11 protein-coding genes and 2 pseudogenes are annotated in these 16,190 nt (G+C 66.7%); 5 read left to right on the top strand and 8 right to left on the bottom strand.

From position 1 onward, the window contains the following. Positions 1-78 precede the first annotated feature (78 nt). The 4 genes and pseudogenes from ACFVYL_RS28750 to ACFVYL_RS28735 form a co-directional block, all read left to right on the top strand. Positions 79-438: a hypothetical protein gene (locus ACFVYL_RS28750; protein WP_389720940.1), complete on the top strand. Its 360-nt coding sequence runs from the start codon at positions 79-81 to the stop codon at positions 436-438. Between the two features lie 7 nt (positions 439-445). After that, entirely contained in the window at positions 446-892 is a 447-nt protein-coding gene (locus tag ACFVYL_RS28745) for a hypothetical protein (protein WP_389720976.1), read from the top strand. Positions 893-1,058: 166 nt separating this feature from the next. After that, positions 1,059-1,552: pseudogene (locus ACFVYL_RS28740) on the top strand (replication initiator); the annotation flags it as partial. Continuing rightward, positions 1,552-1,734: pseudogene (locus ACFVYL_RS28735) on the top strand (helix-turn-helix domain-containing protein); the annotation flags it as partial. The pseudogenes ACFVYL_RS28740 and ACFVYL_RS28735, both read left to right, overlap by 1 nt. A 237-nt stretch (positions 1,735-1,971) precedes the next feature. Here ACFVYL_RS28735 and ACFVYL_RS28730 read toward each other — a convergent pair. The 5 genes from ACFVYL_RS28730 to ACFVYL_RS28710 form a co-directional block, all read right to left on the bottom strand. Continuing rightward, positions 1,972-2,403: an SUKH-3 domain-containing protein gene (locus tag ACFVYL_RS28730; RefSeq protein ID WP_389720974.1), complete on the bottom strand. Its 432-nt coding sequence runs from the start codon at positions 2,401-2,403 to the stop codon at positions 1,972-1,974. A gap of 505 nt (positions 2,404-2,908) precedes the next feature. Further along, on the bottom strand, positions 2,909-3,196 hold the full coding sequence (locus tag ACFVYL_RS28725) for a hypothetical protein (RefSeq protein WP_389720938.1): 288 nt from the start codon (positions 3,194-3,196) through the stop codon (positions 2,909-2,911). Then, positions 3,189-3,575: a hypothetical protein gene (locus tag ACFVYL_RS28720; RefSeq protein ID WP_389720936.1), complete on the bottom strand. Its 387-nt coding sequence runs from the start codon at positions 3,573-3,575 to the stop codon at positions 3,189-3,191. Before ACFVYL_RS28720 ends, ACFVYL_RS28725 begins: the two co-directional genes overlap by 8 nt. Before the next feature lie 126 nt (positions 3,576-3,701). Further along, positions 3,702-4,040, bottom strand: a complete 339-nt coding sequence (locus ACFVYL_RS28715) for a hypothetical protein (protein ID WP_389720978.1) — start codon at positions 4,038-4,040, stop codon at positions 3,702-3,704. After that, on the bottom strand, positions 3,928-4,479 hold the full coding sequence (locus ACFVYL_RS28710; protein WP_389720934.1) for a winged helix-turn-helix domain-containing protein: 552 nt from the start codon (positions 4,477-4,479) through the stop codon (positions 3,928-3,930). Before ACFVYL_RS28710 ends, ACFVYL_RS28715 begins: the two co-directional genes overlap by 113 nt. Here ACFVYL_RS28710 and ACFVYL_RS28705 point away from each other — a divergent pair. Then, complete coding sequence (locus ACFVYL_RS28705; protein ID WP_389720932.1) at positions 4,426-4,764, top strand: tyrosine-type recombinase/integrase; 339 nt, start codon at positions 4,426-4,428, stop codon at positions 4,762-4,764. The two genes, ACFVYL_RS28710 and ACFVYL_RS28705, sit on opposite strands and share 54 nt — an antisense overlap. Positions 4,765-4,963: 199 nt before the next feature. Here ACFVYL_RS28705 and ACFVYL_RS28700 read toward each other — a convergent pair whose 3' ends face one another. The 3 genes from ACFVYL_RS28700 to ACFVYL_RS28690 form a co-directional block, all read right to left on the bottom strand. Beyond that, entirely contained in the window at positions 4,964-5,521 is a 558-nt protein-coding gene (locus ACFVYL_RS28700; protein ID WP_389720930.1) for a hypothetical protein, read from the bottom strand. Positions 5,522-5,526: 5 nt separating this feature from the next. After that, positions 5,527-12,366, bottom strand: coding sequence for a polymorphic toxin-type HINT domain-containing protein (locus ACFVYL_RS28695; protein WP_389720928.1), 6,840 nt, complete (start codon positions 12,364-12,366; stop codon positions 5,527-5,529). Positions 12,367-12,455: 89 nt separating this feature from the next. Next, positions 12,456-16,058: a LamG-like jellyroll fold domain-containing protein gene (locus ACFVYL_RS28690; protein WP_389720926.1), complete on the bottom strand. Its 3,603-nt coding sequence runs from the start codon at positions 16,056-16,058 to the stop codon at positions 12,456-12,458. Between the last annotated feature and the right edge of the window lie 132 nt (positions 16,059-16,190).

The following is a 16,190-nucleotide window of genomic DNA, read 5'->3' as shown; positions in this document are numbered from 1 at the left end:
GGGCCCGGCCCCGGGGACGCGCATCGGGGCGAGGGGCGGTGGGCGGGGGGCCGAAGGTCCCGTAATAAAGTCACGGGCATGGTTGATGCCCTGACGATCGCGGTCTCCGTGGCCGCGCTCGCCCTCGCCGCCTGGTGCGGTTTCGCCGCGTACCGCGACCAGCCGACCAAGGACTGGCACTTCATCGGAATGGCCGTGGTGACCCTCCTGGCCACGGTGCAGCTGATCGTCGGCATCGTCCAGCTCGCACGCGGCGAGGAGGCGGACCAGGGCACGACGATCTTCGTGTCGTACCTGATCGGCGCCTTCGCGTGCGTTCCCGCGGCGGGCTTCATGTCCCTTGTCGAACGCAGCCGTTGGGGCTCCCTGACGGTCGCCGCGGGCGGCGTGGTCCTCGCCGTGCTCGAAGTGCGGCTCTACGACATCTGGGGAGGCTGAGGTGACGGTGACCGAACCCGGCAGGAACGACGAGGCCGCCCGGGGCGGATCCCCCGCGCGCCAGAAGCTGATCACCGGCCCCGGCATCCTGCTGGTGTGGCTGTACGGCGTGATGGTCGTCGCCGCCGTGTCCCGCTCGGCCGTGCAGATCTCCACGGACTTCGGCAAGGCCCCGCTCGCGTACACGCTGTCCGCGCTGGCGGGCGTCGTCTACGGCTTCATCACGTACTCCCTGGTGCGCGGCGGTGCCGCGGCCCGCTCGGCGGCACTGGTGTGCTGCGCCGCCGAACTGCTGGGCGTCCTCGTGGTGGGCACCTGGACCCTGGCGGAACCGTCCGCCTTCCCCGACGCGACGGTGTGGTCGGACTTCGGGATGGGCTATCTCTTCATCCCGGTGATTCTGCCGGTTACGGCGATCTTCTGGCTTCGGCGGGGGCGGCGGGGCACGCGGTAGCGGGCGGGCTGACTCGGCCTGGGCAGCGCCGCCCCCAGTCTGCGGCGTGCGCCTCGCCACGTCGGCTCCTCTGCAACTTGCTTCAGCTCATTCGCCCCCTTCACCAACGGGTCACGGTGTCTTGGGTGGGCTCTGCTGCCTGCCCGAGTATCTGTAGGTCGATGGGTACGCCACCAAGTCCGCCGACGCCTCCGGCGCCCTCGACCGTGCCCTGTTCTGCCGTCCCTGCCAGGGGCGCGGCGCCACCGTGCTGCCCCACGGAACGCCGCTGCCATGCAGTGCGTGCGACGGCACCGGACAATCCGGCCCGCTGGCCCGGCTCGCCGTCGTCCGCCACGTGCGTCAGATGATCCGCACCTACTGGGAACTCGGCAGGCTGCCGGAGTTCGCCGACCTCAAGCTCTGGAAGTGGGCGCAGATGCTCGGCTTCCGGGGCCACTTCTCCACCCTCGGCGCGGTGCGCGCCCCCGCCGCGCCTGGCGCACCGAACAGGCCCGCGCCCACGCCGGCCTGCCCGAGCCCGACCCGGACACCACGCTCGTCATCGGCCACTGGGCATACCTCGGCACCGGCTATAGCCCCGGCGCCACGCTTCTCGCCGCCGCCGTCTGGCACCGCAGAGGACTCGCCCGGCAGTTCATCGCGGAAGGGGGCTGCTGATGGCCCCGCATGCACCCGCCGCGCCCCAGCACGGGCCGAGCACGCCGGAGGAACTACTGACGGTTCCCCAGGTCATGGCCCACCTCCAGCTCGGCCGCTCCGCCGTCTACGACCTGCTCCGCACCCGCCAGCTCGCCTCGATCACCCTCGGCCGCGCCCGCCGCATCCCGACTCACGCCCTCGTGGTGATCAAGGCACTACTCGGCCACGCCCACATCGGCGTCACCGCTACCGTCTACGCCCACGTTCGACTCCGCCTCCAGCGAGACGCCATCGACTCCCTCGGACGCGCCCTCGACCACCCCTGACATACGTACGGCAACGGCGGCGGACACCTGGGTGTCCGCCGCCGTTGCCGTCAACTACTGCCGTCAACCCGGCCCGAAGCCCCGTTGCATGAAGCTCTACGCGGCCGAGATTCACTGACGAGAATCAGGTCTCGGCCAAGGATCGAGTCCCGGATCAGAGTGCAGACAATTCAGTGGGCGATTCGCGCAGACTGCCAACTCTAGGGAGTCTTCAAAGGTGGAACCAAGCTCCCAAACCCAACCCATGCCAGCAGCAACCACCCTCCCCCCAGCTTCTACGAACACGCTTGAACAACTGAGCCACTCACCGATGGGGAAATAGTCCCCACCGAGAACACTCTCCACGTCTGTTGCTAGATCACGCTGCCCTGATCCAGCGGCGATGGGGTCGAAATTGTAAGGCTCGTCATTACTGAAGTTCGGGCCGACTGGATTGACCGGCTCGATTGAGAGCCCACCCACCGCCGCGAGGATTTCCTCTGCCAATGGATGGGACCGGTACCCTTCCCCCCTCCAGCGGCACGACCCATTGACCTGGATCAACCTTCCTGCCTGCGCTCCATCCGGACGCAACAAGCGCCCCAAGCAGATCCTCGCTGAGCGAGTCGAAGCGAATCAGGGACATCAGTTGATCTCCAGGTCTTCCAGCAGTCGGCCACAACGACCGCAGGGGTGAGCCGGTTCACCATGCCCATCCGTCAACGGCCCTTCCGCCTGCTGGCCATGCTTATTGCGGCCGTAGTACTTCGCTCCTGAAGGAGACGTGCACTCGGAGGCAAACTTCACTCCAGGTTCGTTGCGAACACTGTCGGCATAGTCGCCCAAGTTGCAGTTGTGAACGAGGAGCGGCGTAGCCCCCGCCACCACGTAGTACGTGTGCTACGCGGCCCCTCTCCATCTGCGTATTCGCAGATCAGCGGCTGTTTCGGGTTCCGCTGGTGTCCGTGGTTGTGTGGGGGAATCCGTGGGTGTTGCCGTCGCTACTGCCGTCAGGAGCGCGGGGCGCACGATGGCGCAACCGCTGGCGCGGTGTCGACGCAGGGGGACTCTACTGCCACGCTCCGGGCTCGGCACGGAGTATGGCGCGGACGATCTGCTCGTAGTCCTGATGGCCGGTGGCGGCGCAGTGTTCGGCGATCCAGCGGGTCAGGTCGTCCGGGGTGTGCAGGGTGCCGGATTCGGCGCCGCAGTTGTGTTCCTCGCCGGTGACGCAGAGCGCCGTGAAGGCCGGCAGAGCCAGGGAGTCGGGGACGGTGGTCACGTGGTACTCGCGGAATCGGTAGCGGCCGCGGGCGATGTTGCGGACCGGTGCGTCGGTGTTCGTGGCGTCAGACATCGCCGTCCCCCTCTTCCTCCTCTGCTTCGTCCTCCGGGTCCGGGAGGCGTTGGCCCCGGGAGTCGGCGACCCGAAGCGCGTCGGCGAGGGCTTCGGTCAACCGGCAGGCCAGCCAGCGGTATTCGGTGGCCGTCAGGATCTTCGTGCCGGGGGCCGTGGTGCTTCGTGCGTACTCCAGCAGTTCCTTGCCCATACCGATCTGCACCGACTCGATGTTGTCGGCGAGGGTGGCAAGATAGCCGCAGCCGTCGGTGCTGAGGTAGCAGGGCTTTCCCTCGGGGGTGGTCCACGGCAGCAGGCGCGGTCCTGTCAGTCCTGCTGCCGCGTCATGGAGATCCCTGCGGCGCATGCGGTCCGCGTCGTTCCTTGGCTGGTTCACCGTGTACCCCCGGGCCTGGTCGCTGGTTGGGACACGAAGGCCCTAGGAACTGATGAGCCGTCACTCCACGTATCTGGCACGGCAGTTGGTGACACACGGTGCGGAAAGTGATGCGTTGCGTGGCAGTTAGCCGACGACGCCCAGGTGGTCGGCCATCTCACGCATGTCGGCGGTGAGGGTGCGCTTGCGCTTCTTAAGGATCTCCTGCATGGTCTCGGCGGCCATCCGCTGGTGCCGCAGCCATTCCGGGGAGGCATGGCGGACACCTGCCAGTTCATCCATCGCGCCAGTCAGATCGCCGGTGCGGGCATGGGCGCGGGCCACATCGAGGCGGTGGCGGTTCCAGTTGTCGTTACTGGGCCTTCCGGTGTGTTCCCACGCCTTGGGTGACATGGCGTCCTCGGCCGACTTGCGGACGACGGTGCGGGCGTCGCCCAGGACCATGGCGTCCTCGACGCCTTTCATGCCGACGGTGAGCGGTCCGAAGGTGGTCCAGTGGCGGAAGAGGGTGGCAGGAACAGGCCGCGTCGGCTCTTCTCCCGCTTGACCTTCCGGCGCTCGCCATAAAGCCGCTGATGCTCCTCCCGCACCACGTCCCATCGCCGGTCCAGCTCCGCTTCCCGCGCCAGCAGCTCCTCGTCGCTGAGGTCGGCGAACTCGGTGGAGGCAGCACGCGCCTCGCGGGCGATCTCATCGCGCAGCAGGCAGTTCGTGATCGTCCCGTGGTGCTTGCCCGGCTCCGGTACCTGCCGCCGAAAACGCCACGCCCCTTTACCGCGTACACCAGCCCGTCCTGCTTGAGACGCCGATAGGCGTTCTGCACCGTGGAGTTGACGACTTTGAACCGCTCTTGGATCTCCCGGGCTGGAGGGAGCTGGGAGCCTGGAGGGTAGGTGCCCTCCAAGATTTCCCGGCGGAGGATATCGGCGACCTGAGCGCACGGCGGTCGGGGATCACCGTTCTCGACCTCGACGGCGGCACCGCCACCATCCACCGCTCCCTCCAGCGCACCCGCAGCCAGGGCCTGACCGCAGGGCTCCAGACGATCCACTTCCACGACCTCCGGCACTCGACCGCAACCCTGCTCCTAGAGCAGGGGGTCGAACTCGTCGTGACCAAGGAACTCCTCGGGCACACCCACATCGGCGTCACCGCCGCCGTCTACACCCACGTCCGACCCTGGCTATAGCGCCAAGCCATCGACACCCTCGGCAGTGTGCTTCGAGACCCTGAGAGCCCGACGACCCGCCCCTTGCCGCAGCCCTCCACTGAGACCCATGCAAGAGACGCCGGAGCCCCCACGAGAACCACGTGGGGGCTCCGGCGTCCAACCGCGTTACCGTCGGCGTTGCCGTCAAACGCTCGCAACGACCACCAGGCGAGGAGGTTTATTCCGGACGATCAGGATCAATGATGATTCCGCGACGCTGCCCATCCCACCCTCTCGGAGGTATCAATAGTGGCGTCTCCTGAGACACCGCGATCCGCAGATCCATCGAGGCGTCAGCCTCGATCATCCGTACCGCGAACTGACGATCAGGGTAGCTCGCCATCAGCCGGGCCCGCCATGATTGCACAAGGATACTACCGAGTATCCGGTGCGTATCCTCGGAGAACTCGACTGGTCCGCGCGATTGACGAAACAGGTGCTGGATCTCGAAAATATTGTAGCTATCCACCATCTGTACCCACGACATCACAGGCCATTCGGGATGCCCATCAGCCAGTGGAGTAGCGAGACGCTGAGCAATTTCCGCTTCATCATCCCCACTCAGCGCCATGAATACGGCACCGTGGATCTCTACCAGATCAGGCCAGTACAGCCAGCCGTACATCAGAGCCTGCGTGGCATCTCCTGCCTCGCTGAAATACGACACAGAATCTTCGGCATCCACATAGGGGAAAGATTCATGGAGGATGCGGTGCGCAATCATGTGCTGGTTCATTCAGATCACCCAAGGAGGTAGCCCGGCGGGATGTTCTCCGGTACGTCGGCGCCTGGGACTCCCCTACCGCCACCCTTTTGGTAATAGATCGGCGGCTCGATTCCGGAGTGGCTGCCACCAGTCCCGCGGAACCTTGGTCCCTTCTGCCAACCGGACGGAGCCCTGTCGTTCTTGATCCAGGTCTGATAGCGCGTAACCTTGCCATCTGTATCCCGCTCGAAAATCGTGTGATCGCCTGTAGCGCCTTCCTGCGGTTGAAGATCCTCCGCCCGTCCACGCTTTGCAGCCTGCTCTACGCCGCCACCGTTGCCGCAGTTATGTACCAAGACCGGCGTGGTGCCCGCCAGCACATAGTACGTATGCAGATCCGCAACCGTCAGGTTGTACACAGCCGCCGCCTGCGTCCATCGCGCTACCGACGTGATCTGCACATACGTGCCGGCACTCGTCCGCAGCTTCTGGCCCGATCGCAGATCCGTCGCGTCGATCCACTCGCCCAGCTCCGGCACCCAGAACGGATGTCCGTCCGTCGCCGTGACGGAGGCCTTCCCCCCGCCCCGCTCACCGTTCGTGTCGATCGTGACCTTGACCAGGTTCTTGGCGCCCTCGCCCCTGATCTCCGCCGTGACCGTACGGACCTTCGTCTTTCCGGTCTTCGGATCCGTCGCCAGGACCTTGTCACCGATGTCGACATCTCTGATGGACTTCGTACTGCCGTCCGCCATCCGGACCCTGGTGCCCGGCGTGAAGCTGTTCACCGAGCACTTGGCGGCGTCCTCCAGCTTGTCGGCCTTCTTGTCCAGGGCGCGCCACTTGCCGTAACTGCCCTTGAGTTTGTCGAGCAGCCCCCAGACTCGTTTGGCGAGTGCGGTGCCCTTCTTCCAGTTCCACAAGTACTTCTTGGCCAGTTGGCCGATCTTCGCGCCGATCGCGCTCACTACGACATTCAGAATTGTTGCGCCGCAAGAACCGAGGCTGCCCGTACTGAAACAGTCCAGGGCATCCGTGATGCCCAGCTCGTCCGAGATGATCTTGCCGAGCTCCTTGGCGGCTGCGACCGCGAAGCTCTGCTCGACGTTGGCTCTGGACCGTGCGGCCACGGCCTTCCGCTGTGCTGGGGTTTTGTCCAACTGGTAGTAGTTGTAATAGGTCTTGGAGGTCTTGGTTTCCCAGCCGCCATTGCTCTTCATCCAGCACTGCATGCCCATGAGCTTGCAGTCGTCCGGCATCCGTCCCGTCGGGTCGGCCTGCGTCACCGGACTGTTGTTGGCGTACGCATACCCGTTGATCTGCTGGGGATCAGTGAAGTCGATCAGCGGGTCGGCCGAAATGAAGCGGCCGTTCGCCGGGTCGTACTCCCTGGCCCCTACGTGCGTCAGGCCGGTCGACGCGTCCACCGGCTTGCCGAGGAAGCCCTTGTCGTCGACCCAGGGATCGGTCACGGCGGACCCGCGCTCGTTGCCGAACGGGTCCATGCGGCGCCGGGTGACCGCGCCCGACTTCGCGTCCACCGCCGCCAGTGACGTCCCGTGATGGTCGCCCGCCAGGAACTGCACGCCCTTGGGCGTACGCATCGCCACCGTCTGGCCGGCGAAGCTGTAGTAACGGGTCGCCTCCACCGCGCGCGTCTCGGTGTTCAGGGTGAGTTCCATGCCCGGCAGATAAAGCGTCTGCTTGCCGGGCTCCTTGCGCAGCAGACGCTCGCCCGCTGTGTCGTACAGGAAGGACGTGGCCTCTGAGTCCGGCTTCGACGAATTCGTCAGCCTGCCTTCGGCGTTCCAGGTCAGGTCCTGGGTAGTTCCGTTCACCACCCGCTGCTTCGTGTTGCCCGCGGCGTCGTAGGCGAAGGTGTCCTGGGACTTGACGGCCGGGCCGCTGCCGCTGGCCGGGGTGTCCGTCACGACCTTGTTGAGGGTGTGCGGGCCACCGTTGCCTTCGGCGTCCTTGCCGTACGTGTACGTCCGCGTCACATCGGGCTTGCCGCCCACACCGTGCAGGACCTGCTTGCTCCGGTTGCCCGACGCATCGAAGTCGAAGTCTTGCCAGTAGGCCCCCGGGCCACCGAGGGTCGAGGGGCTCGGGGCGCTCGCGCACGCCTTGTTCTGCTTGCCGGTGCCTGTGGCCTCGTCAGAGGCATTGGCTGTGGCCCAAGCCGACTTCAGGCGCCGCTGCCAGTCGTAGCGGAAGCACTGGACGTCCGCCTGGCCGCCCGTCGGGGTGTCGGCTACGGAGGTGACGTTGCCGGACGCGTCATAGGTGTAGTCGGCGTCGTATGTCACCGGGTCGACGCCCGAGACATCCACCTTGGAGTTCGTCAGACGGTCGGTGCCACGCTCGTGCTCATAGGTGAGCCACGTCTTCTTGCCGTCGGAGCCGCCGACCGTGCCCAGTTCCAACTGCTGGAGCTGGGAGGTCGGGGCGTAGGACGCCAGCCCGACGTAAGCCCCCTGCTGCTTTCCGTCCAGGTTCGACAGGAGCTGAGTCGGACGCTGCAGGTCGTCGTAGGTGTAGGTGAGGGTCTCCGGGCCGAGGCCGCCCCCCGACGGGAGTTGTTGCGACTGCACGGTGCCGTCCGAGTTGTACTCGGTGCTGTACTCATAGGTGCCCTGGAGCTCTTCGGCCACGTCGCCGCCCAACGCGACCTTGGTGAGTTCCGGCTGGTAGAACTCGTCCAAGTGGACGTTGACCGTCGCGGCCTGCACCTTCCCGCCGGCGTATCGATACGTGCCGTACAACTGCCCCTTGGCCACGTGGTCGTAGGTCGTTGCGGTCAGCTGCGTGCCCGTATCCGGCTCGCCCTCCCATGTGGAGGCCGGCCGTCCGAGTACGTCGTACTTCGTGGCCACCGTCTTGCCCCGCGAGTCCGTCGTGGAGAGGAGGCGATCCAGGGTGTCGTACGTATATGTCGACTTGCCCGTGTCGGGGTCGCTGGACGAGGTCTTGCGGCCCCGCTGGTCGTAGCCGTACGACCAGGAGTTGCCGGCCGTGTCCTCGACCGACTTGAGCTGCCCCGCCGGTGTGTAGCCGTACGACGTGCTCTCGTACTCCGCCGACGGGCCGTTGGGCAGAGGCTTGTCGCCCTTGTAGCGGCGGATCTCCGTCGTCCTGTCACGTCCGTCGGTGATCGTCGTCGTGGGCGGCGTGCCGGCCGGCGGGTCGACGTGGACGCGATCGCCACCGTAGGAGTAGGTGGTGCGCCACTTCTCCTCGTCGGCGACCTGGACGATCTCGGCTGTCTTGCGCCCGGCGCCGTCGTACCGCGTGACGGTCTGGCCGTCGACCTCGCCGGTCGGCTTGAAGACGGCGTCGGTGGGGGGCTTGGCGGCGTAGTAGTCCGAAGCTGTTTCCACTACATTGCCGAGGCCGTCGTAGTGCGTGTCAGCGACGATACGACCGCCGTCCGGGCCTTCGGACTGCTGCTGGCGGGGCCGCAGCAAGCCGTCGTAGAGCGTGTATTCGACTCCGTAGGTGCCGTGCCTCTCGCTCTTCTCCGTCTTGACCACGGTCGGCGCGCTCTTGCGGACCAAGTAGGTGTACTTGATCGAGGCGGGCGCACTCCGCGACCGGTCGGGCAGCCAGACGTCAGTGACACGGCCGAGTGCGTCGTGGGCGGTCTCGCTGCGCTTGCCGTTCATGTCGACCTGTGCGACCGGGCTGCCCCAGGACCGGACGTACTCGGTCGAGACCTGCCAGCCGAGCGGGTTGGTCTCTGTCTGCTTGGTGGTCAGCCCGTCCGTCTCGGTGTACGCGAATTTCGTCTCGGTGCCCTTGGCGTCCTTCACCTTCAGCGGGCGCCCGAACCGGTCGAAGTCCGTCGTCGCCGACTCCGTGACCGTCTGGTACGTGGCCTTCGTGCCGTCGTGCTTCGAAAGCCGCTGCGCCTTGGTCACATCACCCTTGACCGGTGCTTCGCCCAGGCCCTTGCCGTCGTAGAACGTCAGGTCGTCGGAGATGACCTGGGTCTTGCGGTCCGGCTTGATCTCGCAGGTGACGGCGACCTTCTCGACCCGAGAGACCAGTTCGTAGAGGTGCTTGGTCTTGTCGTCCGCGAACTCGGTGCGGATGCACTGGTTGTCGGAGGCGTCCCCGATCTTGCCGTAGTCGTCGGTCTCCACCGCACGGCCGGTCGCGGAGTCGTAGCGAGTGGTCGCGGCGACCTCCTGCCACTTGCCGCCCTCCAGGGCCGTGTATGTCCTCGTTGTCTGAGGACGCACGTAATACGCCTTACGCGTGCCCCAGCCCTTGGTGCGGGTCGCCGTGGCTCGCGACCAGGTGGTGCTGACGTTCTTCGACACGATCTTGTCGGCTGAGTAACCGCCGTCGTACGTGATCGTCTCCAGCTCCTGGCCGGAGAGCTCCTCGTCATCGGCGTGTTTGACGCCGGTCGAGTCCTCGACCTCGCCGCCGAGGCCGCGCAGGAAGACGTGCTCCGTCCGCTGGTCGGCTGCACTGACGGTGCCGCCTGACTTGGTGACGCGGACCTTTCCGTAACCCCGCCAGTCGCTGTACGTGCGGTACTCGTCCTTCGTGATGCCGTCGGACTTGGCCTTCTTCCAGCCTGCGCTGCCCATGTAGTCGTAGTCGCTGACGCTGTTGGGCGCGTCCGTGGTCACGTCGTCCTCGACCACCCGGGCGACCAGGTATTTGTGGAACCAGTCAGTGATGGGCTCCTCAGCCCCCGGCGGATTCCACTTGACCGGATAGCAAGCCGTCTTCGGTGAGTCGGCCGACGGCAGATCGCTCGCCTTGCATTCGGCGTCGCGGTACAGGACGTCGAGCCTGCCGCCCGTGCCGTTGTCGACGCCGGCGAGACGGAAGCGGTTCATCGCCTGGATCTGGTCGCCGGGCTTGTCGACCCGGTTGGGCAGCTGCTGGCCGAGCAGTTCAACGGCCGGCGTGCTCACCGTGCCGGACCCGGCATGCCCTGTCTGCTTGATGGTGTTGAGCCAGAGCGACTTGGAGCTGTCTCCATTGTCCGTGAAGACATGGCCGAGGGACCAGGAGTCGACGTCCGCGTAGCCGTCGCCGTAGCGGATCTGCGTGGTGATCTTGCTCAGCTTCTTGCGGGTCCAGAACGTGGGACTGTTCTGCCCCTTGCACTTGGTGCCGGACTTGCAGTTGAGGTCCCAGGGAACGTCGGGCCAGCGTCCCGCGGTCGCGTCCGTGAGGTCGCCGGGCTCGCAGTCCGCCGCCGTGGCCAGGCATCGCTCGTCGGTGTCGAACAGCATGCGGCCCGCGGCGGGTGTGCTGTACACCTTGCCGTCCTGCTGGCCGTAGTCGATCCGCTTGAGGTAACCGCCGCGCGTGTACGACTTGCCGTCCTCGTCGGTCTTCAGGCCCTGGGTGTAGTAGTTGGTCTCCTTGCCGTAGTAATAGGCCATGGCGTTGTCGTGCGGGTCCACGACGTAATCGAGGTTCCAGCGCCAGGCCTGCTTGCAGTGGGCGTCGGCCAACGTGGCGTCGTAGCAAGGCTCGCCCGCGTCGTCGCCGTAGACGGGAACCGTCCAGGTGGAGCCGGTCTGCTCCTTGCCCGAGGTGTATCCGGGCAGGTTGTCCAGGCCGAAGTAGTACTGAGTGCCGTCGGTCGTGGTGACGCGCCAGTGCTCTCCGTTGTCGTCACTGTTGCTCGCACCGGTCAGCTTCTCGACCTTGCTGTTGTCGTCGCCGCTGATCCGCCACTCGCCGCTGTCGTCATCCTTGATCAGCTCACCGGCGCTGCCACCACCCAGCTGGATCGTGGCGTTGTCGTATGCCCAGCACTGGTCACCGTTGGTCTTGGCATGACCGTCGTCGGCACACGGCTTGTACCGCCGCTCGATGAAACCGGGCTCGTACCCGAAGCCCTGTCCGATCCAGGAGCCCTGGTTGTTGGTGGCGGCGGTCTGGCCGTCCACGGACTGGGAGTTGTAGGAGAGCGCGACCGACGGCACGAGTCCGCCCGGGGCGGGTGGTGTGCGCAGCGGATACGACCAGTTGAACGCACCGGAAGAGTTGGAGACGCTCCACTCGGCGGAGGGCGCGAGCGGGGTGGAGCCGAAGCTGCCCTGGTCGCCGGAGGCGCCGGCGGTCGCGGCGAGCACGGTGGCGGGGCCCGAGGACCGGCCACCGCGGGCCTTCACCGGGACATCGGCGCTCAGCGTCGAGGCAGCGGCATCGTTGGTGGCGGGCAGCTCACGCGCGGTCGTACAGCTCTTCTTCTCCGGAGAGCTCATGGCGCACTGCGGGAGCTCCACGAGGCGGAGGCGGGAACCGTAACCCGCGCCGTACGCATCGGCGAACTTCGAGTAGTCGAGGGTGAGACGCGTCGTGCCAAATCTGGTCGACTCCCCGGCCCGCTTCGTGGTGCCGTCTGCCCGGGCGCTCTTCCCCACGTCGGCGAGCGTGAGGAGTACTCCCTCGACTCCGGCGGCCTCCGTCTGGTCCCGGCCGGCGACTACGACCTTTACGGATTCGGGTGCCGCCGGTCTGTGTCGTGTGCGTTTCTCGGGCGGACCGACTTTGACGGGCAGGCCCTTCGCCTTGACCGGCCGGGTGGGCTCACTGCCGAGGGGCACGGTGTCGCTCGCCCCCCTGGGCCAGGAGACCTCGGCTGCCTCCTTCACCCGCGCCTTCTCCGCCGGGTTGGGCCGGCCCTTGCCGGCTTTCAGGTCGGTGCCGGGCACGGGCGCGCCGAGGTCCTCCTGAACGCCCGGACGGGTACGTCCCTTGTCGTCGGCGGTCGCCTGCGGGACGTACTGGGGCAGGAGCCCCACGGCGAGGGAGACACCGAGAGTGAGTACGACATGACGTCGCCAATGAGGGCGTGTGGACCAGGAGGGCAGGCGGAACCGCTGTGGCGTAGACATGTTTCGTCTCCAGGAGGCTCAGGAAGAGAGAGGTAGAAGAGTGCGGGGCGGGGCGGGCTCCATGGAGTCCCCGCCCGGCCTCCTGGCGGCTAGGTCACCGTGCCGTCCAGATTCGCGCCGGACTTCAGGTTCGCCACGGCTGCCACCAGCGGCTCGTCCAGTGCGCCCTCGAAGACGCGTACCTCGTCGATCGCCCCGGAGAAGTACTGCGATCCCGAGGTCAGGCCCGCGCGCCCCACCTGGAGGCCCGCCGTGGAGAAGTCCCAGTCGTTGGACCACCGCACGACCTGGCCCGTCCACTGACCGTTGACGTACAAGCGGGCTTCTTCGAACAACGCGTTGTAGGAGAGAGCGAGATGGTCACCCCGTCCCTCACTGCTGGGCTGGGCAGTGCCTGCCTCGGATTCCGTCACGACGGCGTCGGAGGTGTCCTTTTCGGTCAGCCTGAGCTTCCACCGCTTACTGTCCTTGTCGAACCGGACAGAGGCCACCGATCCCTTGGTGCCGGGCAGCGAGAAGACCGTCTGGGTGGCCGTGGCGTCGGGGGAACCGAGCCTGGCTCGTGCCGTGACGGTGAAACTGGCCTTGGCCTTCAGCAGCCCCGCCGCGCGACTCGCATACCCGTCCTTGCCGTCCAGGGCCAGGTGGCCGTCACCCCAGACGGGCTGTTCGGCCGGCTTGCAGTTCGGATCGAAGACGTCGCAGGTGTCGTTCGCCTGGTACACGGAGGCACCACCGCGCAAGGTCATTCCTGTGCCGTCCGTACGATCCGGCACGGTCCCGCCGTCGGACTCGTCCATATCCCAGTAGGCGCGCTGCAACGGCGGGATTCCGCCCAGGCTCTGTGTCTCGCCGGCGGAAAGGACACGGTCGAAGACCTGGACGTCCGCCACGGTTCCCTTGAGGTTCGCCGTGTAGCCGGCGGGTTCCAGAGCCCTCCCGATCTGCAGGGAACCCGTGGCATTCCAGGTCGTCGGGCGCTCCTGGATGTCGCCCTGCACAAGAATGCCGTTGACGTACATGCGCATCGTGCCCGAGGAGCCGGCCCTCTTCTCGTCCTTGTCGTAGACGCCGGCCAGATGCGTCCACTCACCGGGAACCGGCTTCGGCCCCTGCACCTCCCAGGAGATCGTCGAGTCGATCTCGCTGTCGGGTGCCAGGAAGGACCATCGGTGTGAGGCGGCGTCGTACCCGAGCGAGAAGCCCGACTGGGCTGATCCGTCCTGGCTGATCACGCTCATCGACTTCTTCGGCAGCTCGGGCAGCAGCACCCAGCCCGCCACCGAGAAGGTCTTGTCCGTGTCGACCACGTGCTGGCCTGTGTTGAGGTAGGCGCCACTGCTGCCGTCCAGCGTCGCCGCCGTACGCACGGAGCCGTGCGGGCCGTCCTCGCCGAAGGTCACGCCGGGTCCTGCGGTCGCCGCCTGCGTACCGTCGCCCCCCGCGGCCTGCCCGGAACCCTCGGGATCCGCCAGCGCCCACGAGGATTTCGCGGACCGCCCCTTGGCCACCCGGAAGCGATAGGACTTGGTGATCTCCCGGTTGTTGCCTGCCCGGTCCTCTGCCTCGACGTACAGAGTCACCGGCCGCTCCCGCTGCGGCATCCAGCGCACGACGGCCGGCCTGCCGGGCGCGCCCGGTGTGATCGTGTGCTCTGCCTCACCCGTGAACTGATAGCGGTACTTGACGACGTCGGTTCCCTCGGAGTGCAGTTCGAAGCTGCCGTACTCACCGACGCCCGCGTGCCACTTCTCGTCGTTGGGGTACTTCTCGGACTTCACCTCCGGCGCGTCGGGCTTGGTCGAATCGAGAATGAACTCGCAGCGGGTGCCGGATCCCTCGTGGCTCCAGGGCCCCCAGGACTCGCCCGACCCTCCGATGTCGTCACCGCCGCGCACCCACCAGCCGATCACGGTGTTCTGAGGTAGCGCGAAGGAACCCGTGCCGTCACCGCGGATGTCTTCGCCCACCTTGTAGGTGAACTCCTCATATCCACTGTCACGGCTCCGGTCAGTGTTCGTTTGCTGGTAGCCGGTCGTGACGACGTACTTCTTTTCGTTACCGTTCTTGTCCGTCCAGAAGATCTCGAACTGCGCCCTGATCTTCTCCGTGTTGCCCTTCACGTCGCCGTGGTCCGGATCCCAAACGATCGCGGAGAGCGTCGGCGCCTTCTTCGTGTAGTGCTTGGATGCCTCTCCGTAGGCGCACTTGCCTCCGGGGTCCATGGAGAGCTCGTCCATCTTCGGCTGGTAGGGCGGCCGGTTGTACGTCACCTCCAGCGCCGCGTTGTTGCAGAACCGCTTCCACGAGACGTACGAATCCTCAGTGGCGGCCTGGAGGCCGAACGTGGTCGTGTCCCACCCGCTGGACGCTGCCTTCTGAATGGTGCCCTCGACGTTGAAGCGCACGTTCTGGTTGGCCGCCGAGCAGGACCCCGTCGGATTGGTCGGCGACTCGGAAGTGATGTGGTCCTTGCTCGACGGGCGGTTGGACCAATTGGTACGCGAGTTGATCGCACTGCCGCCGGAACTGTTCACGCGGTGCAGCTGCACCGAGCGCGCCTCGCTGTTGTACGTGTGCACCAGCGTGATCGCGAACTCTGCCTTGAGGATCCTCTTGCCCTCGAAACTTCCCGTCGGCAGCGCGTAGTACTGACGCTGAACGTCGTTGCTTCCGGTACAGCGCACGGAGTAGTTCGCCGGACAGCGGCCAACACCCTTGCCGGACTCGACGCCGTCGTCCGAGTTGGGGAACTTCCAGCCCTCGAGGCCCGGCTTCGCGGACGACACCCAAGTCCACGCGGTGCGGCTCTTCGTTCTGGCCACCGGGTCGATGATCACCGGATAGCGGGTGTGCTCCCCCCTGAGCAGGCTCAGATCAGGCTTCAGGGTCATGACATCGCGCCGCAGGCCGAGGTCGACGTCCGAGACTCGGGCGCCGTCGGCGGGGGCGGCCTGCGCCGCGCCCGGCGCGCCCTTCCCCCGCACCGTGGTCCTGCTGTCACCGCTGGAGTCCCACATGACGGGCTGCGGCGCCTCGAAGACCGTGCCGCCGGTAGCCGCATCCTTCGCCACGAGTCCACCGCCGGACGCCTTGCGTACGGCGAGACCACGAGTGGCGACGGGAAGCTCGATGCCGTTCAGCTTCGGGTTGGCAGCCGCCTTCGCGGTCTTGACGACCAGCAGATGCGCGAATCCCTCGGGCTCCGCACGCACGACCAGGTCGACGTCCGGCAGGACCGCGCGGTACGTGGCCGTCTGGCCCGCTACCTCGGGTGCGGGCAGCCGGCCGGGCCAGGACAGGGACAGCGTCTTGCCGTCGCGCACCATCGTGGCGAACGGACCGTCACCACCGCCGGAGAGCGTCACAGCGGTGGGGGTGGCCTTGGGGGCGAAGGCTCCGTTCGGCTGTTCGACCAGCGTGGTGTCGATGTCCGTCCACTTGTCGCCCTTGAGCGTTCGGACCGGCTGCGCGTACTCCTTGGTGGTGAAGGTGCCGTCCGGATTCGCGAACGTCTGGCCGCGTTCTGTGCGCCGCCCGAGGACTTCGATCCGTTTCCCGGCCTCGTCCGCGCGCCGGACTGCCGCGTCATCGGTGAACTCGGCGGCCGATGCGGCCCTTTGAGGCTCAGCCGACGGCTCGGACGATGCCGCGCTCGCCGCGGGCAGTCCGCCGATTCCGGACGCCAGCACGCAAGTAATCAAGCCGACCGCGACGGCCGCTCTTCGCGCACGCCGCGCTGCCCTGCTCTTCACCATTCCCCCTGATCCCCCTGCGTCTGGACCCGCGGTGACGCCGCAGGCCGGGAAGCCACCACGGGCGCC

This window comes from Streptomyces sp. NPDC058308 (assembly GCF_042880275.1).
GTDB lineage: Bacteria > Actinomycetota > Actinomycetes > Streptomycetales > Streptomycetaceae > Streptomyces.
The sequence above is the reverse complement of the archived record's forward strand: the minus strand, read 5'-3'. Positions and strand labels throughout refer to the sequence as shown.